At 44.2% G+C, this 24,533-nt stretch carries 21 protein-coding genes and 1 pseudogene; 14 read left to right on the top strand and 8 right to left on the bottom strand.

Annotated elements, in window-relative coordinates:
- Positions 1-95: IS3 family transposase (locus L8S15_RS21245; protein WP_133146159.1), on the top strand; the 95-nt coding region annotated here is incomplete at its 5' end.
- 59 nt (positions 96-154) lie between these two features.
- Here the strand turns inward: L8S15_RS21245 and L8S15_RS21240 are convergent.
- From L8S15_RS21240 to L8S15_RS21230, 3 genes are all read right to left on the bottom strand, one after another.
- Positions 155-1,675, bottom strand: coding sequence for a tripartite tricarboxylate transporter permease (locus L8S15_RS21240; RefSeq protein WP_280575065.1), 1,521 nt, complete (start codon positions 1,673-1,675; stop codon positions 155-157).
- 10 nt (positions 1,676-1,685) lie between these two features.
- On the bottom strand, positions 1,686-2,183 hold the full coding sequence (locus L8S15_RS21235; protein ID WP_010438521.1) for a tripartite tricarboxylate transporter TctB family protein: 498 nt from the start codon (positions 2,181-2,183) through the stop codon (positions 1,686-1,688).
- Positions 2,184-2,435: 252 nt separating this feature from the next.
- Positions 2,436-3,407, bottom strand: a complete 972-nt coding sequence (locus L8S15_RS21230; protein ID WP_010438522.1) for a tripartite tricarboxylate transporter substrate binding protein — start codon at positions 3,405-3,407, stop codon at positions 2,436-2,438.
- A 580-nt stretch (positions 3,408-3,987) separates the two neighbouring features.
- Here L8S15_RS21230 and L8S15_RS21225 point away from each other — a divergent pair.
- From L8S15_RS21225 to L8S15_RS21180, 10 genes are all read left to right on the top strand, one after another.
- Positions 3,988-4,707, top strand: a complete 720-nt coding sequence (locus L8S15_RS21225) for a GntR family transcriptional regulator (protein WP_280575059.1) — start codon at positions 3,988-3,990, stop codon at positions 4,705-4,707.
- Between the two features lie 96 nt (positions 4,708-4,803).
- Entirely contained in the window at positions 4,804-5,700 is an 897-nt protein-coding gene (prpB, locus tag L8S15_RS21220) for a methylisocitrate lyase (RefSeq protein WP_280575057.1), read from the top strand.
- Between the two features lie 147 nt (positions 5,701-5,847).
- The gene (gene prpC, locus L8S15_RS21215; protein WP_102384983.1) at positions 5,848-7,062 is read left to right on the top strand and encodes a 2-methylcitrate synthase; all 1,215 of its coding nucleotides are present in this window, start codon (positions 5,848-5,850) and stop codon (positions 7,060-7,062) included.
- A gap of 101 nt (positions 7,063-7,163) precedes the next feature.
- A complete protein-coding gene (acnD, locus tag L8S15_RS21210; protein ID WP_102384982.1) occupies positions 7,164-9,800 on the top strand; it encodes a Fe/S-dependent 2-methylisocitrate dehydratase AcnD in 2,637 nt (878 codons plus the stop codon).
- A 9-nt stretch (positions 9,801-9,809) separates the two neighbouring features.
- Positions 9,810-10,982 (top strand): 2-methylaconitate cis-trans isomerase PrpF, encoded by a 1,173-nt coding sequence (gene prpF, locus L8S15_RS21205; RefSeq protein WP_102384981.1) that lies wholly within the window; start codon positions 9,810-9,812, stop codon positions 10,980-10,982.
- Between the two features lie 117 nt (positions 10,983-11,099).
- Entirely contained in the window at positions 11,100-13,004 is a 1,905-nt protein-coding gene (locus L8S15_RS21200; RefSeq protein WP_010438539.1) for a propionyl-CoA synthetase, read from the top strand.
- A 148-nt stretch (positions 13,005-13,152) separates the two neighbouring features.
- Entirely contained in the window at positions 13,153-13,599 is a 447-nt protein-coding gene (locus tag L8S15_RS21195) for a hypothetical protein (protein WP_010438541.1), read from the top strand.
- A 218-nt stretch (positions 13,600-13,817) separates the two neighbouring features.
- On the top strand, positions 13,818-14,219 hold the full coding sequence (locus L8S15_RS21190) for a glycine zipper domain-containing protein (RefSeq protein WP_010438543.1): 402 nt from the start codon (positions 13,818-13,820) through the stop codon (positions 14,217-14,219).
- Between the two features lie 185 nt (positions 14,220-14,404).
- Entirely contained in the window at positions 14,405-14,884 is a 480-nt protein-coding gene (locus L8S15_RS21185; RefSeq protein ID WP_029189209.1) for a GNAT family N-acetyltransferase, read from the top strand.
- An 83-nt stretch (positions 14,885-14,967) separates the two neighbouring features.
- Positions 14,968-16,380 (top strand): phosphatase PAP2 family protein, encoded by a 1,413-nt coding sequence (locus tag L8S15_RS21180; RefSeq protein WP_010438546.1) that lies wholly within the window; start codon positions 14,968-14,970, stop codon positions 16,378-16,380.
- Between the two features lie 104 nt (positions 16,381-16,484).
- On the opposite strand, the gene L8S15_RS21175 is transcribed toward L8S15_RS21180, so the two are convergent.
- Positions 16,485-17,294 (bottom strand): Cof-type HAD-IIB family hydrolase, encoded by an 810-nt coding sequence (locus L8S15_RS21175; protein ID WP_016768689.1) that lies wholly within the window; start codon positions 17,292-17,294, stop codon positions 16,485-16,487.
- A gap of 185 nt (positions 17,295-17,479) precedes the next feature.
- Here L8S15_RS21175 and queE point away from each other — a divergent pair, with 185 nt between their 5' ends.
- Together queE and queC are read left to right on the top strand one after the other, a co-directional pair.
- Complete coding sequence (gene queE, locus L8S15_RS21170; protein WP_086028617.1) at positions 17,480-18,148, top strand: 7-carboxy-7-deazaguanine synthase QueE; 669 nt, start codon at positions 17,480-17,482, stop codon at positions 18,146-18,148.
- A 74-nt stretch (positions 18,149-18,222) separates the two neighbouring features.
- Entirely contained in the window at positions 18,223-18,918 is a 696-nt protein-coding gene (queC, locus tag L8S15_RS21165; protein WP_010438554.1) for a 7-cyano-7-deazaguanine synthase QueC, read from the top strand.
- Here the strand turns inward: queC and L8S15_RS21160 are convergent.
- The 4 genes from L8S15_RS21160 to L8S15_RS21145 form a co-directional block, all read right to left on the bottom strand.
- A complete protein-coding gene (locus tag L8S15_RS21160; protein WP_029189333.1) occupies positions 18,878-20,911 on the bottom strand; it encodes a tetratricopeptide repeat-containing diguanylate cyclase in 2,034 nt (677 codons plus the stop codon). The two genes, queC and L8S15_RS21160, sit on opposite strands and share 41 nt — an antisense overlap.
- Before the next feature lie 163 nt (positions 20,912-21,074).
- The gene (locus L8S15_RS21155) at positions 21,075-21,425 is read right to left on the bottom strand and encodes a DUF2750 domain-containing protein (RefSeq protein WP_010438559.1); all 351 of its coding nucleotides are present in this window, start codon (positions 21,423-21,425) and stop codon (positions 21,075-21,077) included.
- A gap of 135 nt (positions 21,426-21,560) precedes the next feature.
- Positions 21,561-22,178, bottom strand: coding sequence for an OmpA family protein (locus L8S15_RS21150; protein ID WP_010438560.1), 618 nt, complete (start codon positions 22,176-22,178; stop codon positions 21,561-21,563).
- Positions 22,178-23,443 carry a TolC family outer membrane protein gene (locus L8S15_RS21145; protein WP_010438562.1) on the bottom strand — a complete coding sequence of 422 codons (1,266 nt, stop codon included), beginning with the start codon at positions 23,441-23,443 and terminating at the stop codon, positions 22,178-22,180. The genes L8S15_RS21150 and L8S15_RS21145 overlap by 1 nt, the downstream gene beginning before the upstream one ends.
- Positions 23,444-23,887: 444 nt before the next feature.
- On the opposite strand from L8S15_RS21145, the pseudogene L8S15_RS21140 reads away from it, so the two are divergent.
- Positions 23,888-24,533: pseudogene (locus L8S15_RS21140) on the top strand (hypothetical protein); the annotation flags it as partial.

The following is a 24,533-nucleotide window of genomic DNA, read 5'->3' as shown; positions in this document are numbered from 1 at the left end:
AATACATCGAGTACTACAATACCAAACGTATAAAAGTGAAACTAAAAGGCCTGACTCCGATAGAATATCGAACTCAGGCCTTGAAAGCCGCTTAACAGAAATGTCCAACTTTACGGGGTCACTTCATCTGTTAGGGCTTTTTAGTAACGTGAGATTATGCTTCTACGGGTTTAGCTTTAAATTTTTGAAATAACTTGAGGAGTATAGGGCTGCTTAACACGAGCACCGCTAAAATAGTGAAAGTCATTGTAATTGGACGTTCCCACAAGAAGCTTAACTCGCCATCGCTGATCATCAACGCACGTCTTAAGCTCTCTTCCATCAAGCCTCCTAAAATAAACCCAAGCAGTAATGGTGCGAGAGGGAAGTTTGCTAACCTCAGTGCTATAGCAGCTATCGCGACGATTAACATCACAAACACATCCATCGTGTTGAACGACACCAAATAGACACCTGTGATAGAGAAGAACAGTATCATTGGTAATAGCACCGTTCTTGGTACAGCAAGCAGTTTAGATATGTAAGGGATAAGCGGTAGATTCAAAATAACCAGTACAATGTTGCCAAAGTACATTGAGATAATTACAGACCAAAATACATCTGGGTGCTCAACGAATAATCGAGGCCCCGGTTGAATACCGTAAGCGATTAGGGCACCAAGCATGATTGCGGTAGTACCAGAGCCGGGAATACCAAGCGTCAGTAGCGGAACGAATGAACCACTTGAAGCTGCGTTGTTTGCTGATTCAGGAGCAACAAGACCACGGATACTGCCTTTACCAAATTCTTTCTGTTTGTCTTTCGGTGCCAAGCTTCGCTCCATACCGTAACTCAAGAAAGCGGCAATGGTTGCGCCAGCACCGGGTAAAACACCAGTAAAGAAACCTAGGATCGAAGAGCGAATCGAAACGGGGGCGACTTCTTTAAACTCTTCTTTGGTCACTTTCATACTGCCAATATCGGCCATTTTCTGGCTTTCTTCGCCGCTAGTGTCTTTTTCTGGTTTTAAAATACCCATTAAAGTCTCACCTAGAGCAAACGTTGCCATTGCCAATAGTAAAAAGCTAAAGCCATCCATTAGATCGGTTAAGCCAAAAGTGAATCGCTCAACACCAACGCCTTTATCGATTCCAACGGTGGAAAGCATTAAGCCTAGGATAGTCATCATCCACGCCTTCACCACTTGACCAGGGCCTGCAAATGCGGCTACGGCTGATAAACCTAGTAGCATTAGTGCGAAGTAGTCAGAAGACTGAAAGCTCAATGACACGCTTGCGAGTGCTGGCGCTGCAATCAACAGCATAATGGCTGAGAGCGTGCCACCAGTGAAAGAAGAGTAAGCCGCGAGTGCGAGTGCTTTACCCGCTTGTCCTTTCTGCGCCATTGGGTAGCCATCGAACGCGGTGACGACCGTTGAAGAACAACCTGGAGCATTGATTAAGATTGATGACGTAGATCCACCAAAAACCGCGCCGTAATACACACCAGCCATTAAGATGAGGCCAGAAGAAGGGTCTAAGCCGTATGTAATAGGGATCATCAACGCAATGGCTGAAATTGGTCCTAATCCCGGAAGCATCCCGATAAAGGTACCGACGAAGCAACCCACGATGACCATCATGATGTTCATTGGCATCACAGCGGTCGAAAGCCCTTGTAAAATTCCATCTAACATAATGTTATCCCTACCAAAGAGTGAAGATTAAACCAGGCTCTAGGTAGATATCTAAGCCTTGAGTTAATAGAAGAAAGAACGCGATAACGAAAGGAAACGACGCGCCAAATAAAACAGCTTTACGGCGTTCACCCAATAAGTAAAAGCCAGCAAGCAAGAAGAAGCTCGTTGCCAGAACAAAGCCAAGGTAAGTAAGACCAACACCGTACAGTGCCATCAATACTAAAAAGCCAATCAGTAGTTTCCAATCAAAGTCAGAAATAGCTCCGCTGTCTTTGTCTACTTGTCCGGTGACAAGCAATACTAACGATAAACCAATACCTGCAATGGTTAGTAATGTTGGTAATGTGCGAGCCGTAAAGGGTTCGTACTCGTCGCCAGGGAAAAGGGGAATGAGTGTGGTTTGATAGCCGTAGCAAAGGCACACGAGTAAAAAAATCATTGCCCCGACGCGATCGCGACATAGCAAGTATTCTTTACTTAAAAATTTGGTTGGTAGGTCCGACATATCCAACTCCGTTTAGGGTGGTATAGAAAAGTAAAAAACCGTACATGAGCGAGTTAATGAATAATGTCTGGGATCACTAACCTAAGGTAAGCGGATTACAATGCTTAATGTTCAAGCCACTTGCGTCTACAACGATTCGACAAGTTTTAGTAATTCGATACGGATAAACAAAGGAGTTTGAAGTTAACTCATGTACGGCGAAACAAGAGAATAGTGAAGAGGGTATGGGTAAGATACCCTCTCTAGTATTGGTTATTTCAAGAAACCAAGCTCACGCATGAGGTCGCCCATTTGCTTTTCTTGATCTTCTAGGAAGGCGTAGAAGTCTTTGTCAGCTTTGTAGTTGTCAATCCAACCATTACGGTCACGGACCACCTGCCATTCGTCGGTCTTGTACATCTTGCCAAGCGCTACATTCCATTCATCAATCTTTGCTTGGCTCGTGCCTGGAGCTGCAAAGAAACCACGCCAGTTAGCAAATACGGTTTCGTTGCCATATTCCGTGAGCGTCGGGATGTTTGGTGCAGCATCAAGTCGTTTTGGTGCCGTGACTGCAAGCACTTTAACTTGACCCGATTTAGACATCTCTAGCACTTCACCAAGGCCTGTCGAAAGCAGCTGTGTTTCGCCAGATAGTAGAGCAGCCATCGCTTTACCTCCTGCATCATAGGCGATGTAACGTACTTTCTTAGCGTCGAAACCTTCGCCTTTAAACGCTGCAGCGACTACTAGGTGGTCCATACTGCCACGAGCTGAGCCGCCTGCAATTTTTACTTTACGGGGATTGGCTTCAAATTCTTTAACCACGTCTTCCCAGGAGTTGTATTTAGAATCCGCAGACGCCACGATTGCACCGTAGTCGGCAATGGTTGCAGCAACTGGCGTTAGATCTCGGAAAGATTGAGGGAAAATCCCGGTCAACGAGCGTACAACGATAGGAGTCGAGTTAACCATCAGTGTATCTTCCTGACGCTTAGCGGTCTCGATTAGATGAGCAATAGCTTTACCACCACCACCACCAGACAAGTTTTGGAAAGAGACATTTTCTACGATGTCTGATTTGACCAATACATCACCCGTACCACGAGCTGTCATATCCCAACCGCCACCAGCGCCGCCAGGGATTAGGAAGTGGATTTTCTCTACGTCAGCAGCAAAAGTGTTGAAAGAAAAGGTAGCTGCGATAATAGAAGCCGCAAGAGTAGGTTTCAGTGCCTTGAACATGGTTCACGTTCCTTATGTAGGGGATCTCTTCAATGGAGAGAAACTTATGTTTTATATATAGCTGCTAAACACGACTAGGACATTGCTTAGCAGGTAAGGTTAAAGTTAACGATGTGTTAATGAATTGTCTTTAATGCGGCGATATTGAGAATAAAGAACATTGGGTGAATAAAGTTCATAAAGTTTACGGGAGGGATTAATGTCACTATTCGCTGTGAGACATAAAAAGAAGGGCACATCAGCCGTCTTCTTTGTCTTTGTATGCGAGCGAGCAGGTGCCTATGCGGAAAATGAGCTGCGTTTGACTAGTTCGGCTGTAAGTTGTCGACACATCGTTTTTTAAATCATTTTGGAATAGGCAAGGGGTTGAAGGGTTCTTTTCTGATTGGATTCATAAGAAACAAATGTTTAAGTTATTTATTGTTCGTTTTTAGCAAGTTTTATTGTTTATAAAAAATACTACCTTAGTCTAAATTGTCGACAATCTACTTGATTGTCGACAATTTGATCGTGTATTTTATGTTCATGTTATGAAATTGTTGACAGTTAGGGTCGGCAATCAGAAGTGAGCAGCGTGAATATGAATACTGCGATAAAAGATCTCACCTTAAGTGCAAACACGAAAACTCGTGTGAGCGATAAAGAAAACACTAAGTCAGAAAATCTGACGGAATACCTCGTTGAGGCGATTGTGAACGGTGAATTAGCACCGGGCAGTAAGATCTCGGAGCCTGAACTGGCTAAACGCTTCGAGGTAAGTCGAGGTCCTTTGCGTGAAGCGATAATGCGGGTCGAAGGGCTTGGCCTGATCGAACGTATTCCTCATGTCGGAGCTCGAGTTATTACCTTTTCTGCAGAGAAACTGCTAGAGCTGTACGCGGTGAGAGAAGCATTGGAAGGTATGGCTGCGCGATTAGCAGCGAGGCACATCACACAAGATGAGTTGATTGGGCTTGAAGGCTTATTGTCGACACACTCAAAACACATCGATGAAGTTGAAGGTTCTTCTTACTTTCATCAACATGGGGATTTCGATTTCCATTACCGCATTATTAAAGCGAGTCGTAACAGCAAACTCATTTCGTTGTTGTGTGACGAGCTTTATCACCTATTACGCATGTATCGCTACCAATCGCCAAGAGCACAGTCTCGACCAAAAGAGGCGCTTGATGAACATAAATACATCCTACAAGCGATTCGCAACCGTGATGAAGAGCTAGCAGAAATGTTAATGCGAAGACACATCTCGGGAAGCCGATTGCTTATAGAACAACAAATTCAATCCAAAGATCTTGAGTAACTGGCGACTGGTATTTGCCAGCGGTTCTTCGCTGGCGAGAGCTAAACATCAGTAGTCATAAAGATTAGAAATAAACAATTAACAGGGAGCGTCATTATGAAGTTATCAGCAGGAGCTAAGTTCCGACAAGCTGTGCAAGACAACGACCCATTGCAGATCGTCGGTACGGTGAATCCGTATTGCGCGATGATGGCAAAGAACTTGGGGCATCAGGCGATCTATTTGTCTGGCGGAGGCATCGCCAATGCGTCTTACGGTTTGCCTGATTTAGGTATTACGACATTGAACGATGTGTTGGTCGATGTTGAACGTATTACTAACGCATGTGATCTGCCATTGCTGGTGGATATCGATACGGGTTTTGGTGGCGCATTCAATATTGCACGTACCATTCGATCTATGGAAAAAGCGGGTGCAGCTGCAATTCACATGGAAGACCAAGTCGCGCAGAAACGCTGTGGTCATCGACCAAATAAAGCGATTGTGAGCCAACAAGAGATGGTCGATAGAGTCAAAGCGGCAACCGATGCTAGAACCGATGACAGCTTTGTGATTATGGCGCGTACGGATGCATTGGCGGTTGAAGGTATTGATAGTGCGATTGAACGAGCGATTGCGTGTGTTGAAGCGGGCGCTGACATGATTTTCCCTGAGGCGATGAATCAGCTAGACCAATACGTGAAGTTCTCGGCGGCGTTGAAATCAGCAACGGGTAAGCACGTGCCTATTCTTGCGAACATCACTGAGTTTGGCCAAACGCCACTCTACAACTGTAACGAGTTGGCCCAATCAAGTGTCGACATGGTGCTTTATCCATTGAGTGCGTTCCGTGCGATGAACAAAGCGGCGGAGAATGTTTACAAGCACTTGTTAGTTGAAGGCAATCAAGAAGCTCTGTTGGATTCAATGCAAACCCGTAAAGAGCTTTACGAACACCTGAATTACCACGACTACGAAAACAAGCTTGATCAGTTGTTTTCAAGTGAAGGGTAAATCCCGTTTCAATTAATCCAAAATCAACTTAATCCAATAACGTGAAATGGTTAGTCGCCATATCCAGTACCGATGATAAAGATCATCGGACATATAAACAGGCAGCACCAAAGAGTGCAGGCGGCTAATACAGAAAAGGAGTTCATCATGTCTGTATCTTTGAGTGATAAAGCAGCTGTCGAAAAGGCTTCAACAGAAAACCAACAACAAAGCGAAAAACCCGAAAGCAAACCAGCAAGCGCACCTGCAATCGGTGGTGCTGGTCTACGTGGTCAGAGTGCGGGAACTACGGCGCTATGTACGGTAGGAAAATCAGGAACCGGCTTAACCTACCGTGGTTATGATATTACCGATCTTGCTAATCACGCTCAGTTCGAAGAAGTGGCGCACCTGCTACTAAGAGGTCACTTACCCAATGCCAAAGAGCTAGACGATTACAAAACATTGTTGGTTGGTCTACGCGGCTTACCTCAACCTTTGAAAGCAGCACTAGAGCTTATTCCTGCAGACGCTCACCCAATGGATGTGATGAGAACGGGTTGTTCAATGTTAGGTAATCTAGAGCAAGAGTCTGACTTCTCTGAGCAACTGTTCGCGACCGAACGAATGCTTGCGCTTTTCCCTGCGATTATTTGTTATTGGTATCGCTTTAGCCACGATGGCGTGCGCATTGATACTGAAGATCAAAGCGAAGTCTATCTGGGTGGCTACTTCTTGAAAATGCTAACAGATAAAGCGCCGAGTGAACTGCATAAGCAGGTAATGCACTGTTCGCTAACGCTTTACGCAGAGCATGAGTTTAACGCATCTACTTTTGCTGCCCGTGTCTGTGCATCAACACTGTCAGATATTCATTCGTGCGTTACAGCAGCAATTGGCACACTAAGAGGTTCTTTACATGGCGGTGCGAATGAAGCGGCAATGGAAATGATCCAAGATTGGAAAACCGCCGATGAAGCAGAAACTAACATCATGCAGATGCTTGCTAACAAAGATAAAATCATGGGCTTCGGTCATGCCATTTATCGTGAAAGCGACCCACGAAATGCTCTAATCAAGCGTTGGTCAAAAGAGCTAGCTCAAGAGGTCGGTGATAAACAGCTTTACGCCGTTTCAGAGCGTGTTGAAGCGGTTATGAAGCGCGAGAAAGGCTTGTTCTGTAATGCTGACTTCTTCCATGCATCGGCCTATCACTTCATGGATATCCCTACCAAATTATTTACGCCTATCTTTGTGATGAGTCGCCTTACCGGTTGGACGGCGCATGTGTTCGAGCAAAGAGAAAACAATCGCATCATTCGTCCAAGTGCAGACTACACCGGGCCAGAGCATCAAGAATGGTTACCTATTCATCTACGTTAGCCCTCTATAACGAGCCGACTTATGTCTTGAGGTGACTTCCGTCTTCATACGACAAGGCCTCAAGAACCAACGAATAGAATTTAACAGATAATGGTGGATGTATGTCTGATGTAAAACTTGAACAAGCTCAGTACCTTGATAAAAATCAGTACCGGAAACTTTTACCCGGAACTCATTTAGAGTATTTCGATGCTTGCGAAGCGGTAGAAGCGATATCTCCGGGCAGTTATAAAACCTTGCCTTATACGTCGAGAGTATTGGCAGAGCAATTAGTAAGACGCTGTGATCCTGAAATCCTTGAAGACAGCTTAAAACAGATCATTGAACGCAAGAGTGACCTTGATTTCCCTTGGTATCCTGCGCGTGTGGTGTGTCATGACATTCTTGGTCAAACAGCCCTAGTAGATTTGGCTGGATTAAGAGACGCGATTGCCGACCAAGGCGGAGACCCTGCCAAGGTGAACCCAGTGGTCGAAACTCAACTGATTGTTGATCACTCTTTGGCTGTGGAACATGCCGGGTTTGATAACGAAGCATTTGATAAAAACCGCGCGATTGAAGAGCGCAGAAACGAAGACCGTTTTCATTTTATTGAATGGTGTAAAACCGCGTTTAAAAACGTGAGTGTGATTCCTGCGGGTAATGGAATTATGCACCAGATTAACTTGGAGAAAATGTCTCCAGTGATTCAATCTAAAGAAGGCATCGCGTTTCCTGATACCTGTGTCGGGACCGATAGCCATACTCCTCATGTTGATGCTCTGGGTGTTATTGCAATAGGTGTAGGTGGTTTGGAAGCTGAGACTGTGATGCTCGGTCGTCCATCGATGATGCGCTTGCCTGATATCGTGGGCGTTAAACTGACGGGTCAACGACAAGAAGGGATAACCGCAACGGATATTGTGCTTGCGATTACAGAGTTTCTTCGTAATCAGAGAGTGGTTTCCAGTTATCTAGAGTTCTTCGGTGAAGGGGCTCGTGCACTGACCATTGGTGACCGCGCAACTATATCGAATATGACGCCAGAATACGGCGCGACAGCAGGTATGTTCTATATCGATGAACAGACCATACAATACCTAAAGCTGACAGGACGCGAGCCTGAACGGGTTGAGTTAGTTGAGCTATACGCTAAGCAAACTGGCTTATGGGCCGATGATTTAGATTCCGCTCAATACGAGCGTGTGCTTGAGTTTGATTTGTCTAAAGTTGAGCGCAACCTTGCAGGGCCATCCAATCCCCATCGTCGTTTACCAACCAGTGAACTTGCCAAACAAGGCATTAGCCAATCATCGTGGAAAGAACAACATTCGGCGAAATATAGCGATGAACAAATGCCCGATGGTGCTGTGATTATTGCTGCAATTACTTCTTGTACAAACACCAGTAATCCAAGAAACGTAGTCGCCGCAGCATTAGTGGCTAAGAAGGCCAATCAGCTTGGGTTAGTTCGTAAGCCATGGGTGAAAACCTCTTTTGCTCCGGGTTCTAAAGTTGCCAAGCTCTATCTTGAATCTGCAGGTTTGCTTCCTGAGTTGGAACAGCTTGGTTTTGGTATCGTGGGCTATGCGTGCACTACCTGTAACGGAATGAGCGGGTCCTTAGATCCTAAAATCCAACAAGAAATCACCGACCGCGACCTGTATTCAACCGCTGTGTTATCTGGGAATCGAAATTTCGATGGTCGAATTCATCCTTATGCTAAACAAGCGTTTTTAGCCTCACCGCCATTGGTGGTTGCTTATGCCTTGGCAGGCACGATTCGCTTTGATATCGAGAAAGACAGCTTAGGTAATGACAGCAATGGTAAGCCAATCTATCTAAGTGATTTGTGGCCAAGTGATGCCGAAATTGATGCGGTTGTCGGTGAGCATGTTAAGCCTCAGCAATTCCAACAAATCTACGTGAAAATGTTCCAGCCAGACGAAGAGCAGGTGACTACTGAACCGCTTTATGATTGGAGACCTAAAAGTACCTATATTCGCAGACCACCTTATTGGGAAGGAGCTCTTGCGGGTGAACGAAGCCTTTCAGGTATGAGACCGTTAGCGATTCTTGGCGACAACATCACCACGGATCATCTATCACCTTCAAATGCGATTCTCGCTTCGAGTGCGGCAGGTGAGTACTTGGCGAAAATGGAAGTGCCAGAAGAAGACTTTAACTCTTACGCGACCCATCGAGGTGATCACTTAACCGCGCAACGAGCAACATTCGCCAACCCTAAGCTGTTTAACGAAATGGTGAAGGACGCTGGGGAAGTCGTGCAAGGTTCATTGGCAAGAGTTGAACCCGATGGGCAAGTTACGCGAATGTGGGAAGCGATAGAAACCTACATGAACCGTAAACAGCCTTTGATTGTCGTGGCGGGTGCGGATTATGGACAAGGTTCATCACGAGATTGGGCTGCCAAAGGTGTGCGTTTAGCGGGTGTTGAAGTGATTGTGGCAGAAGGGTTTGAACGAATTCACAGAACCAACTTGGTTGGCATGGGCGTACTGCCTCTGCAATTCAAAGCGGGGACCAATCGCAACACCTTAGAATTGGACGGTACCGAGCTTTACGACGTTTATGGTGACATCCAAGCAGGTTCTGATTTGGCTCTAGTCATTACTCGTAAAAACGGTGAAAAGCTTGATGTTCCCGTGACCTGTCGACTAGACACTGCAGACGAAGTGAACGTGTACAGCGCTGGTGGTGTATTGCAGCGTTTTGCCAAAGACTTTCTTGCACAGTAGGAGCTTGATATGACAAACAAACAGATCAAAGTGCCTGCAACTTATATGCGAGGAGGCACGAGCAAAGGGGTTTTCTTCAATCTAAGTGATTTACCTCAATCAACGCAAGTTGCTGGAGAAGCGAGAGATACATTGTTGTTGAGAGTGATTGGCAGTCCAGACCCTTATGGTAAACAAACCGATGGTATGGGTGGTGCAACATCGAGTACCAGTAAAACCGTGATTGTTTCGAAAAGCAGTAAAGCCGATCACGATGTTGATTACCTATTCGGCCAAGTGGCGATAGATAAGACGTTTGTGGATTGGAGTGGTAACTGTGGGAACTTGTCTGCAGCGGTCGGTCCGTTCGCTATTCATAGTGGCTTGGTTGACTTGACTCGTATCCCTGAAAACGGTGTTGTTGAGGTGCGAGTATGGCAAGTGAATATCCAGAAAACCATTATTGTTCATGTGCCTATCACCAATGGTGAAGTCCAAGAGTTAGGTGACTTTAAACTTGATGGTGTGACTTTTCCTGCCGCTGAGATCCAAGTCGATTTTCTTGACCCTGCCGATGCGAGTGGTTCGATGTTCCCTACAGGGAATGTTGTCGATTTTTTAGATGTTCCCGAATTGGGCTGCATCAAAGCAACATACATCAATGCAGGGATACCAACCATTTTTGTTGATGCTGAATCGGTTGGTTATCAAGGTACAGAGCTTCAATCTGATATCAATAGTGATGCCAAAGCTTTGGCTCTGTTTGAATCCATCCGAGCACATGGTGCAGTAGCGATGGGGCTGATTGATTCTTTAGAACAAGCTGAATCACGCCAACACACACCTAAAGTCGCGTTTGTTGCTAAGCCTCAAGCGTACCAAGCTTCCAGTGGTAAATCGGTCTCTGCCGAAGATACTGATCTTCTGGTGCGTGCTTTGTCTATGGGACAACTGCATCACGCCATGATGGGTACGGCTGCGGTCGCCATTGCTTCAGCGGCGAGTGTGCCAGGTACGTTAGTGAACTTGGCAGTCGGTGAGGGTTCCCGAGATTTTGTTACCTTTGGTCATCCATCAGGAACCTTAAAAGTGGGTGCTAAAGCTATTCAGACGGAAAGCGGTTGGAAAATAGAACGGGCGATAATGAGTCGTAGTGCCCGAGTGATCATGGAAGGTGCCATCCGTGTGCCTTTTCCTAAGTAAAGCAATTGTCGTGAACGGTTAAATATCCACGAACACAACGCTGAGAAAAGAGTGCACCCAAGTGAACAGCCAAAAGCAAGGCGCTTGGACTAATGGATTAATCATGGAGGAGGCACTATGTCTGCTACGAATCGAATGAACAGAAAAACAGACTATATCACCGAGTACCAATGGGCGAGGGAAGACCCTAATTCGTTTTGGGAAACACAATCACAAGCGATAGATTGGTTTGAGTCACCGAAAACGATATTACAAACTGATGATAACGGTATTGAACGTTGGTTTCCTGATGGGGTGATGAATACGTGTTGGTTGGCGCTGGATTATCATTGTGAAAATGGTCGCGGTGATAAAGTGGCGTTGATTTACGACTCGCCTGTAACGGGTACTCAGTCGTCCTACACTTACAACAAATTACGTGACCAAGTGGCAAAAGTCGCAGGCATGTTGGCAACACAGGGCGTGACCAAAGGCGATCGTGTGGTGATTTATATGCCAATGATTCCGGAAGCGGCTATGGCCATGCTGGCCTGTGCTCGACTCGGTGCGGTGCACTCAGTGGTGTTTGGTGGCTTTGCCCCTCATGAATTAGCAGTTCGTATCGAAGATGCTGAACCAAAAGTGTTGATTACAGCGTCTTGTGGGATCGAGATAAACAAGGTTCTGCCATATAAGCAAATGGTCGACAGAGCGATCATGGACAGCCGTTGGAAACCAGAAAAAGTCGTGCTATTCCAAAGAGAGCAATGCCTGGCTGAACTGAACCAAGATAGAGATGTACTCTGGCAGCAGGCCGTTGCGGATTCTCTGCCACATAGCTGCGTTCCCGTTTTGGCAACCGATCCTTTATATATCCTCTATACATCGGGAACCACCGGTAAGCCGAAAGGCGTAGTCCGTGATAATGGTGGTCACGCGGTCGCGATGAAGTACTCGATGAGCACTATCTACGATATGCCGCAAGATGGTGTTTTTTGGGCGGCATCTGACGTGGGTTGGGTGGTTGGGCATTCCTATATTGTGTATGCGCCACTGATTCACGGTTGCACCTCTATTCTGTTTGAAGGTAAGCCGGTGAGAACACCCGATCCAGGAGCGTTTTGGCGTGTGTGTGAAGAGTACAAAGTGGACGTGTTGTTTTCTGCACCTACAGCATTTAGAGCAATCAAGAAAGAAGATCCCGAAGGCGAGTTACTTACCAAATATGACTTATCATCGCTCAAGTCGATTTTTATGGCAGGAGAGCGTTTGGACCCGCCAACATTGGATTGGGTCGAGTCTCATACCAATAAACCGGTTATCGATCACTGGTGGCAAACCGAAACGGGTTGGGCTATTTCTGCAAATCCGACAGGGCTTGAATCTTTGCCTGTAAAAGCGGGTTCTTCAACCAAGCCAGTACCCGGTTACCAAGTAGAAATTCTTAATGAATTAGGTGAGCTTGCTCTGCCCAATCAACAAGGTTTTGTGGCGCTCAAACGCCCGTTGCCACCCGGGTGTCTACCCACGGTATGGCGTAATCATGATCGATTTGAATCCGGCTATCTGAGCCAATTCCCGGGTTACTATGTCTCCGGTGATGGCGGCTACCTCGATGATGAGGGATATTTGTTTATCATGGGGCGCATTGATGATGTGATCAACGTTGCAGGGCATCGCTTGTCTACTGGGGAAATGGAAGAGATCGTTGGTGGTCACCCCGCGATTGCAGAATGTGCCGTTGTCGGTATTCATGATGACTTGAAAGGGCAGCTACCGCTTGGCTTAGTTGTGTTAAAGGACGGAATAAAAGTAGATGGCATTGAGCTACAAGCCGAACTGGTTGGTAAGGTTCGTAACGAAATCGGCGCTGTTGCCTGTTTCAAACAAGCTTTAGTGGTAGAGAGATTACCGAAAACTCGTTCAGGTAAGATCTTGCGTAGAACTATTCGACAGATCGCAGAAGGTGAACAGTACGTGGTACCTTCGACGATTGACGACCCTACCAGCTTAACTGAAATTGCTGAAAAGCTTGGTAAATAGGCTTAGCTGTTTGGGCAATTTGATCTTCGGCTTGTTGATTTATGCATAACCCAGCGTGATGGTTTTCCTAAACTCTACTTTCTTCATCCGCTTATCCATTGCGTCTACTATGACCTCATTATGAACCCCACATATTGAGGTCTTTTTTATGCGAGTTTACTTTTTATTGATTGCTTTACTGGTCAGTGGTGCTGCTAGTGACAGTATTTCAAAGGATGAAGCGAGTAGAGTGTTGTTAGAGCAATTGAGTCATCCCAAGATATTTAAATGTGTGTCCAAGACTGGCGTCGATCTCTATCAAGCGGTTTTTGATATGGGCGTGGGGTATGAAGCCGACCCTATTAACTCGAAGATGATCGTTAATTCAAGGAAAGGTCGCTACGAATATCAAATCCTAGGCGCTGTAAGATCTGAAAGAGCGAGTGAAATTGTCGTGTTGACTCGGCATATTGGAGACGGTGTTAAAGTGGCTGCGATGATTGATGAACGAAATGGTAAAATACTGGGGATTGGTGATAAAAATCACTATCGAGATTGTGGTGTAAGACCGCCTCCAAGCGCAGAAAATATTCAGAAATTTTGGTCGAGGAGCTAACGCTTACCACCCAGTCACAAGAGTTATTGAGACGGCCCTACTGATCGTCTTTTTGTTTTTGCGGAGTGACTAATAAATCAAATGTTTCCCAATCCTGAAGTGTTGAGCGACTAATACATAATCAACCGTTATATATTATCTAAACTGGTCTTTATTTATGTTGTTAGGTGTTCTGTTTAAGATGACTTCATTCCAAACGAAACCAAAGCGAGACACCTATGACATTCACTAAACCTTTTCTTTTAGCGACACTGATTGTGACTCTTTCTGGCTGTGCATCTCCTGCCACTGATAACGAAAATGAAAATGCAGCGCGTAATCGTGGTGCTATTGGTGGTGCCTTACTAGGAGCAACGGCTGGAGCGTTGACAGGAGATGCAAGCTTAGCGGTTAAAGGTGCAGCACTAGGAGGTGTGACAGGTGGTGTAGCTGGTTCGATGAAAGATACGGATGACGCAAGAAATGCTCAAAGAACTCAAGTGACTGCTGATGGCTTAGCACAAGATAATCGCACCGATGCTGAAAAGCGAGTTGCTGAAGTTGAGGCTGAAATTAAACTTATCGAACTAGAACAACAGCTTGCTGAACTCAAAGAAGAGAAAGAAGATAACGGCGCATAAAGCTAAAGCCTAGATATTCGTTTAATTATAAATTATTTAAACAGAATGGCCACGTAATGTGGCCGTTTTTGTATCTAAAATACGCACTTCAAACAATGAATTAATTCAATAACTTGTATAGATACTCGCGGCAAGTAAACTAGACTCAGTTTAAATATTAATTTGGTTTGAGAAGCACAATAGTCATGAATGTCACCTTAAGGGCCGCAAAGCACACGGATTTGGAACATCTTAACGAGTTAATGTTCGATCTCCACCATCATCATCACCTCGCTAGCCCAGAGCACTTTAAAACGGCAGAAGAGATTGAGCAGGAAAAAAGCATTGCACGTTACTTGGATGATCCTGAATGCTTAGTCTACGTGGCATTAAAAGGTGAGCTGATTGTTGGCTTTATCTCTGGGCATTTTTGTGAGCTTATCTCAACGGTAAGTAAACCAGTGCCGATGGGGAGTGTAGATGAACTGTTTGTCTTGCCTGATTATCGCAAAGAATCGATTGCTGAAAAGTTGTTTAGCAAAGTTGAAGCTACTTTTGATGATTACGGTGTTGAACAAGTCTTTGTAGAGGTTTGGGACTTTAATTCGCCTGCCAAGCACTTCTATCAAAAAATGGGGTTCACTCCTCACATTCAATGGATGAGGAAGTCTCTGCGCAAAACATAGACAGCGATTTTGTGCCGCTTTGATTACAATAGACGTGATGCATTAGCAGTCTTAAACTTCTTCTTTTATTTTAGGTAAATTCGTTGATTATTCGACATTTATTCGTTTTTATTTTATCTCTTTTGAGTGCTACTTCCGCATGGGCTAATAACACTTTGCCTGACCATATTGCGGGCGCTTTGTGTGTAGTACGTGTTGATAACCAAATCGTTTTAGTTGACGAATTGATCACAGGTCATTTATCTCTTCCGGGTGGTACTGTCGTTGCTGGTGAGTCGCCAGCCGTAGCAGCGCAGCGTGAAACATGGGAAGAGGCGGGTTTGTCGGTAACGGTCGGTGATGTGCTGGGTTATACCGACAGTGCCGTCGTGTTTGATTGTATCTCCGATTCTGAAGTGATCAGCTACAAAGCTCGAAATGAGTTGGGTGGCTTTGAGCTGCCGATTTGGTTTGCGCCTCATTACGGCGTGGAAGTCAGCCGAGCGATGTTACTTCCTCCTGCTGAATTGCAAGATCATCAGTACCGCTATCCAGAACAGTGGTCTGAGATTAACGAGCTGTTTTTATCCGCGACGGACCAACCGGTGACGTATGTGACTGAGCTGGTGGGCGCGGCACCTAAAGTCCATCAACTAGAATTAGGTTGGATCATTTCACTTCAAAATATATTCGACATCATACCGAGCGCGTTTTCTAGTACGGTGCTATTGACCGATTTGTTAGCAAATCCTTGGTTTTTCATCGTGATATTGCCGCTAATTACTTGGTATTTTGGCCGTAACTTCGCGTTGAAGTTTGGCTTCACTTTGATATCTGTAACGTTACTGACATTGATCGCCCACCAAGGTTTTGGCTTTCCTCGTCCTCATGCCTACCTTCCAACTTTAAAGTTAGTGATGAGCAGTGGGTATAGTTTCCCAAGTCTCTTAGCTGCGTTATGGGTAAGTTTAACCTTGTTAGTCTTTTGGAAACTAAATCGCCTCTTGGAGCAAAAAGCTATTCTGATAGTGCTCGCTGGCCTGCTGTGGATCATGCTATTTAAGTCTTATTCAGGCAGTGCGTTTTTTAGTGATGTATTAATGGGTGGAGTATTAGGTGCATTAACGACGTGGCATATCGTGAGATTAGACGCGAAACCGGATGTAGATATCAGTGCCTTATTAAGTTCTAAAGGTGTTTGGTGGGCATTGTGCTTACTGTCGGTTGTTCTCACGGTGATATGGCCATTGCCAACATTCTCATTCTGGGTGGCGATTTTGATGACGATTGCATGCCTAGTTACGTTAACAGACTCGAAACCTTTGGTCGGTCAGTTCTCATTCAAGATCGTTCTTGGAGTGATGGCTATGTTGTTAGCGGGAAATCTGCTGATTAGCTGGGCAGGAAGCTTTGTCTCTTTCAGTGGTATTGCTTCATTTATTATTGAAACGTTACGTTTCCCAATCTTGATTTTGTTTGGTGTGGTGGCATTTCGTCTGCCTTGGGCTAGAAAATAATAAGTAGAACGATTCATGTAAAAAGAAGGCTGTGCAATGCACAGCCTTATTTATATCAATGTATTTTAGGTGAGTTAGATAAAGTAGAGGGCTCTATCTAGTGCTTACGAGTTGAAGATAAACTTCTCAATCGCGACCGCTACACCATGGTCGTCGTTGCTTGCTGTGATGTGATCCGCCAGTTTCTTGGTTTCTTCCATTGCGTTGTCCATTGCAATGCCAAGGCCTGCGTATTCAAGCATATGGTGATCGTTTTCAGCATCACCCATGCAGATTACTTCTTCCGATTTAATGCCTAAGTGTTTCGCTATCGCTTCAATACCGACACCCTTGTTTGATTTTGGGTTTAGGAACTCTAAGAAGAATGGTGCACTTTGTACGATAGTAAACTGAGTCTTAAGCTCTTGTGGCAGCTTGCCGATGATTTCAGTCAGCTTGCTTGGTTCCGCGACAATCATGGTCTTGATGATTTCGTGGTCATCTTCTAGTTGAGAAAAATCGAACTCGGTAATCTCTAAGCCGTTAATACGTGCTTCAATAGCGGTGAACTCATTGTTTTCAGGTGTGATTAAGCCGTGAACCTTGCTGAATGCATGAACATAACCACCAAGCTGTTCAGCTAGTGCTGTGATCTCTTTTGCAGCCTTACCGTTGCTGATCTCACTGTGAATGATCTCTTTTGTAGAAACGTTCTGTACCATAGAGCCGTTGTAAAAGAGTACAAAGTCATCTTCGCCGTTAATTGAAAGCTCGTCTAATTTGCTTTGCATACCTTCTAAAGGTCGACCAGAAGCGAGAACCACTTTTACTCCTGCAGCTCGTGCTTTAGCGATCGCGTCTTTGTTCTCTTGAGAAATCACTTTTTCACTGTTGAGTAGTGTGCCATCCATATCAAGAGCAATCAGTTTGTACATGTTTTTCCTTACCAAAAAATTAAAAGTTAACCAAATCTAATGGACGAAAGGATAAGGGAACTTGAAACTTCAGGCTAGGGCTTTGATCAACTCATTTATCAGTACTCATTTGTTTGACCAAAGGGGGTAAGTGCTTTAAGGTCTGCGGTTGATTTATTTGACCAAATGATTGAGCTGAGGAAAAGTTGTACAAGATTAATGAAATGTTTGAAACCATCCAGGGTGAGGGCGTGTTTACTGGCGTTCCGGCTGTTTTTGTTCGTCTACAAGTTTGCCCAGTAGGTTGTTCTTGGTGTGACACGAAACAGACTTGGGAAGCATTACCTGAAGATGAAACCAGCCTTGGCGATATCATGGTGAAGACAGAGGATTCACCAACTTGGTCAGCAATTGATGCTCAAGGAATTGTGAATGAATACATCAAGCAAGGTTACACTGCGAAGCACATTGTGATTACTGGTGGTGAGCCGTGTATTTACGATCTTGTCCCGCTTACTAAAGCATTTGAGCAGCATGGTTGTCGTTGTCAGATTGAGACTAGTGGAACATCAGAAGTTAAAGTGACACTTGACACTTGGGTTACGGTGTCACCAAAAGTGGCGATGAAAGCGAAACTGGATATTTTAGATAGTGCCTTACAACGTGCTAATGAAATTAAGCATCCAGTGGGTACAGGCAAAGACATTGAACAGCTTGACGGTTTATTGGAGCGAGCGGATGTTTCGAGTGAAACGGTCGTCGCTCTGCAACCAATTAGTCAAAAAGAACGCGCAACACAACTTTGTATTGATACCTGCATTGAGCGCAATTGGCGCTTATCAATCCAAACTCATAAGTATTTGAGTATCGCTTAGTTGGTCAGCAGTTTGCGTGTTTGCGGACAGTTTTCCCATTTATGATAGTTCGCCAGTTTTAGATAGGTATGGAAATGAAAAAAGCAGTTGTAGTATTCAGTGGTGGTCAAGACTCAACTACATGTCTTGTTCAGGCACTAACAGAGTATGATGAAGTTCATGCGATTACTTTTGATTATGGTCAGCGCCATAAGTTAGAGATCGAAGTCGCTCAGTCATTATCGAAAGAGCTTGGTGTGAAAGCGCATAAAGTGATGGATGTGACGCTGCTAAATGAGTTGGCTATTAGCTCTCTGACTCGTGACGATATCCCTGTATCACATGAGCTACAAGAGAATGGATTGCCGAACTCTTTTGTTCCTGGTCGTAATATTCTGTTCTTAACATTGGCGGGTATTTATGCATACCAGATCGGATCTGAAACTGTGATTACTGGTGTGTGTGAAACAGATTTCTCTGGCTATCCTGATTGCCGTAATGATTTTGTAAAAGCGATGAATTCTGCGCTTGTGCAAGGCATGGATAAGAAGCTTGATATCAAAACACCACTGATGTGGCTGAACAAAGCTGAAACATGGGCGTTGGCAGATCAGTACTCAGCTCTCGAACTTGTTAGAAACAAAACACTGACCTGCTACAACGGTATTATCGGTGATGGCTGTGGTGATTGCCCAGCATGTGAACTACGAAAGGCCGGCCTTAACGATTACTTAGTTGACCGTCAAAGTATTATGACTGAGTTGGTTCGTAAACAGACTGAGTATAAATAGCTTCAGGTATGTCAATTGGTTCGTTATAAGCGTCAATGATACAGTTTCGACCATTACTCTTTGCTTGATACAATGCTTGGTCAAGAACAGAGTAGAGATCATCAAAGTCACTTAGTGCGTTTGAGGTTGCTAGATAAGCAAAACTCGCGGTTACATTAAGTGGCTTTTTGCTTTCTGACAGGAAAATACTGTTTGATATTGCATAATGCAGTTCTTCAACGCGTTCACGGACCTCAGACGGCTTGGTATCGGTCAGCATAATAAGAAATTCTTCGCCGCCCAAACGTCCAAATAACTCACCTTTTACTAAATGCTTTCTTATTTGGTTACTGACATGAACAAGTGCTATGTCACCCGTTGGGTGGCCATGCTCATCATTAATCTCTTTAAATTTATCTAAATCCAGTAAAACGAGTACGTGTTGTTTTTTGTTTTTTTGGCAATGTCTAACTCGCTTGATCCTGCGTATTATTTCGGTCCTGTTGTAAGCTTTGGTCATTGCGTCAATCGCGGCTCTCGCTCGGATGGTCTTGTTTGCCAATACCGTAAAGCTGGCAGCGCAGAGTAATACAAACATGATGATGTTGTACATCCACCTTTGGTGCTCCATCTTTTCAATTCGAAGGCGATCGAGTTTTGTCTGGTGTGTTAGGAAAGAATTCTTCAGTTCTTGCTCATATTTGGCATGAGTAAGGTCAAGAGCCTCAAAAGCTAACCTGTTATCAATATCTCTGGCCTTTAATTGTATTGCTGAGTGTCTCTGATAGTAATAAAAAGCCTGTTGGTAACCATTGAGTGACTGGTGAATATCAGAAAGCTGAAGAAGAGCTTGGGCGACGTATTTAAGTCTTGTGACCTGCTCAGCTAACTCCAACGCTTGCTGTGCGTAGTTTAGCGCTTCAGTTGTCAGCTGTTGTTCTTCGAACATGTCACTTAATGCCAAATAAGCGTTGATACGAATAACGTTATTGTTAAGTTCATTAGAGGCAGAAAGAGACTCAACCAAATAGGTTTTTGCTAACTCATAATCATGTGTTTGTGTGTAGGCTTTTCCCAAGCCTAAGTTTGTCAAAGCGATGCCATAGTTATGGGGAGATGCGCTTAGCATTGTCCTCGCTTTTTGAAAGTGCTTAATTGCTAGGTTACTTTGGCTTTGACTTAAATACAGTTCGGCTAAGCTATGGTGCACTTGAGCTTTCATTAGAGCAGAAGTATCGGCTCTTAGTATGAGTGCTTCTTTGAGGTATTGTTCTGATTTTTCATATTGTTTTAGTTCTTTGAGCAGATTGCCAACATCGTTATAAATGCCCGATATATCATGCCCTTGTGGGAATACTTTGATCAAAGACAGGTAAGTATTTAACGCTGCTTGATAGTCACTACGAAAATGGTGGTTGTTGGCGATGACTCGATATGTCACGAATTTGGGTAATACTGGGTCAACGAGGTTTTGAAAATCGCTCTGAAGTGCAGAACAGTAATAGTTAGCTTGGTGATATTTGGCTTGTTCATTGAGAGAGCGACACAGTTGGTACTTCAACAGTGCACGCCCCGTTATATCATTGCGTGATTGCATCTTAGTGAGTAGCGTCAAAAAGCCCTGTTGAGCGTCTTCGTAGTGACCTTGTCTGTCTTTTACTAACGCTGAAATGAACGCTTTTTCTATTGCTTGATATTCACTGTTGTTTGAAGCAATACCATAAAATGGTTGTGAGCGATGACTCATGTATTCGTACAATAATGAAGAAAGGTATAGCTTATCTCCATAGTGATTTAAGCTCGTATAACGTGTTTGCAGCATGTTCAGTGCGCGGGAAGGGGAACGAGTTAAAGTGGATAAATAGAGAGCATTCCAGTCAGCGTTGGGAGTAGAATCAAGATTTATGTTTGAGTCACTGACGGGGAAGCTGTTATGGCGATCTAATGTAGGTACTTGGCCATAAGAATAGAAGCTGGTTAAAAGCAGAAAAGTAATAAAGACGGAGTGAATCACGAGGAACTATCAATCAGATAAAGAACGACATTCTATTATTAGTTTGAGGTTGCTTCAATTTTTGAATGATACTTACAGTGATTTATGCGAGTTGTATCTCTGATTTGTTGATGGTTATCAGGGTAATAGCGGTCGTACTTATTCGCACGACCGCTATTGGAAATTAAATGTACAATTTCGCTAGATCAGAAGGTTCAAGCTCTTTGCCTTCTAATGTTGCATTCCAGTTCGTACCAACAAGAACGCCGTCTTCAGCAAGAGTCAGTAGCCAGTCTTCTACAAAGATATCTAGTGGGATTTCTAATACTTCAAAATCAGCCCACTCTTCAACGTTGTGAGTCTGAGCATCTTCTTTTGAAGACCAAAATGGCATCACTTCGCTGCTTTCGAATTCACTTGAGTCACATGCTAGCCAACCTTCTTCGTTACGAAGGCCCCATACAAGTTTAGTTTCTTGTGTTTCAGAAACGAAAAGTTCTAGATTTGCTTGAGTATCAGCGGTTAGTTTGCTCATGGATTAATTCTCTATGTTGATAACGTGACAAGATTAACATTATAGACGGCTTAGGTATATGCTATTTAAGGAATTATAAGCGTACTGAAACGCTACCTAAAGATAACGTTTCAGATGAGGCATAACTAAGAGTGGTTACTTTCCAATTTTTGTAAAAATATGCCATTCTTCTTTGATGTTGCCTTTGAATCCGGCGACAGAAGCGACAACTTTTCTATTGAGCGCATGGTTGATTTTGGTTCCCTCTTCATTAGAAACGGTATCCCCGTAGCCAACGATTGTCACTCTAGATGGTTGTATACCATTACTTATTAGGGCTCGCCTTACATTTGATGCTCGTTCTTTCGATAAGTCTAAGTTGTGAGCCGCGTTTCCGACTTTACTCGCGTAGCCTTGTAGACGAATGGTTGTGCTTTCATACCGCTTTAAAAACGCGGCCATTTGACGAATTTGGCCAAGAAAAACAGGATTGATTTCTGTTGAATTGTTGGCAAATAAGATGTGAAGTTCTTTCTGTTCCGTTGACTCGAAATAAGAGCCGCAGCCGTCATTATCGATTTCAGCGCCAATCTGTGTATCAACACATAAATCACGGGCGTTGATAACACCATCATTGTCGTCGTCTTCTAGATCGTAACTTTGTACGCTCTCTGGGAGCGCTCGATACTCGAACTCTTCATCGTTTGTTTCAGCTAAAATGTTGGCAGAAGCAACCAATAGACAGAGTGGAAATACAGCTTTTAGCAGCTTCATTAATATTCTACCTTTTCATTCCATTCTTGGGGGATATCGACACGTAAACCTGTCAGTAAATTACCGGTTGCGTTCATGACCCGGTATTTAGCATATTGTTCATCGTACTTGGCATCTAAATAGCCTTTACGAGCTTCAAAGAGCTCATTTTCAGTGTTAAGTAAATCGAGAAGTGTTCGTTTACCGATGCGGTATTGTTTCTCGTAAGAGATAACCGTATCTGATGCTGAGTCTACGTGATCTGATAAGAACTCTTTCTGTTGTACGGTTAAATCAAGTGCGCTCCATGACAAGCGTAGGCTCTCTTCTACATTACGATATGTACTTTCACGCAGATCTTTGGCCTTATTTAATTGGTAAGCAGCACTTTCAGCGCGGTCTTGATCAGCGCCGCCGTTATACAAGTTATATCTCAAGCGGACCATTGCGGAAAATTCGTCACTACTCCCTTCGTTGCCACCTGCGTCATCACGCCAGGTTTGCGCGGCTTCGAAAGAAACAGTCGGATAATTTGAACTTTTAGACTGTTTATATTGGAATTTAGCGGAGTCCACATCGGCTTGTGCAATTTTAATAACAGGATGTTGGTTGAAAGCTTTCGCAAGAGCGCCATCTACGGTGTAAGGAATTGCTCCAGTGTCTGCTCGCGGAAACACTAACCCCAAAGGTGACTGTCCAACAATACGTTTAAATTGAGTATGCGTATCAAACAAATTATTTTGTGCTGCGAGCAAGTTACCATGAGCTTTCGCAATACGAGCTTCTACTTGGGACATATCTGCTGTAGAGCCAATGCCAGATTCGACACGTTTTCGAATATCTCTATAGATATCCTTGTGTGTTGCCAGGTTGTTTTCAGACAGGGTGAGGACTTCATAAGCTTTCACTGCATCAAGGTATACTTTGGTGACCTCGAGAGCGATATCTTGGGCGTTGGAGAGTAATTGGTAACGAACAGATTCTGCATCAGCCGCGGTACGATCAATATCGTTGGAAGTATTTGCTCCATCCCAAATTAACTGAGTCAAAGTAATCGTCGCTTCTTTACGCGTCAGATCTGTTGAATTTGTATTGGTCACTAGATCGGTATGCTCATAACCAATCCCACCATCTAGATCTATACTTGGACGATAAGCACCGCCAGAAGCATCGTTAACGTAACGTTTACTTACGTACTCATTATAAGCACTTTTAATTTCAGGATTGCTTTCCAACGTAAAAGCGACGGCTTGCTCAAGAGTTTGTGCCGCAGCTGGAAAGGTCATTGCTATAGCTAGCCCTAAGGTCGTCGTTTGAATCCTATTCAATTTGCATCTCTCCAAAATGAGTCACACCTGAGTCTTAATTTTGCACGATGATATACAAAATTCAGATGAACCGCCAAAAAAATTACGATCGCTACAACTGGCGATCGCAAATGGTTGTAAATTTGTTAACCGATCACTGTGCGTATTGTGATGTTTTAATGCACTTAGAACACCTATTAATATGTCAATTATTTTTCGTTAGCACAATAACTTATATTAAATTTAAGAGCGCTTTAAGTATTGATGAGTGTGACCATTGTCATCATGGTGTATACGACCTTGTTAAAATGTGCATTCATAACTATGAATTATATGGTGTTAGGTGTTATATTTTACCTAATATTATAAATACAATGTCACTATTTTGACGTTTTGATTGAAAAATGAGTTTTAGGGGTTTATATGGACATGACAGTATTGAATGCGAGCGGTGCATTGGCACTTGGTCAACGCATTGTTGTTTCGGTAGATGGTACAATTAAAGTCCTAGAAGACGGCCAGCCATTACAAGCAGGGGATGTCATTCTTGAATCCCAGAGCGAAAACTCTGAATCTCCAATTTCAGTCAAGCGTTTTTCGCCTGAAGATGGCGGTGAAGTTGAACTAGACCAAGACATTGCAAATATCTTTGCGGCTTTAGAAGAAGGTCAGGATCCGACGGAGCTAGGCGAAGAATTTGCAACGGCAGCTGGTGAAAGTGGTTCAAGCCTAGTAAGTAGCGGGACTATTGAGCGCGACGGTGAAGAAACCATTCCAGGTACTGAATTTGTAACGACGGGCTTTGAAGCGCTGGGAATGTCTCGTACTCAAAGCTTGAGTCTTCTTGATGCTTTCCGTTCGGTTGACCAACCGGATAGCCTAGGCACAGACAGCGAGACCATAGTTGACACAACAGCTCCAGATGCGCCAACACTGACACTTGATACGGACTCTGGCTCAGCGGCGGATGACTTCTTAACCAACGACGGCAGCTTCACAGTCGGCGGCACAGAAGAGGGTGCGACAGTCGAATACCTCGTTGACGGAAACTGGACGACAACCGCACCCG

The organism is Vibrio sp. S/42/10, assembly GCF_029890535.1.
GTDB lineage: Bacteria > Pseudomonadota > Gammaproteobacteria > Enterobacterales > Vibrionaceae > Vibrio > Vibrio cyclitrophicus.
The sequence above is the reverse complement of the archived record's forward strand: the minus strand, read 5'-3'. Positions and strand labels throughout refer to the sequence as shown.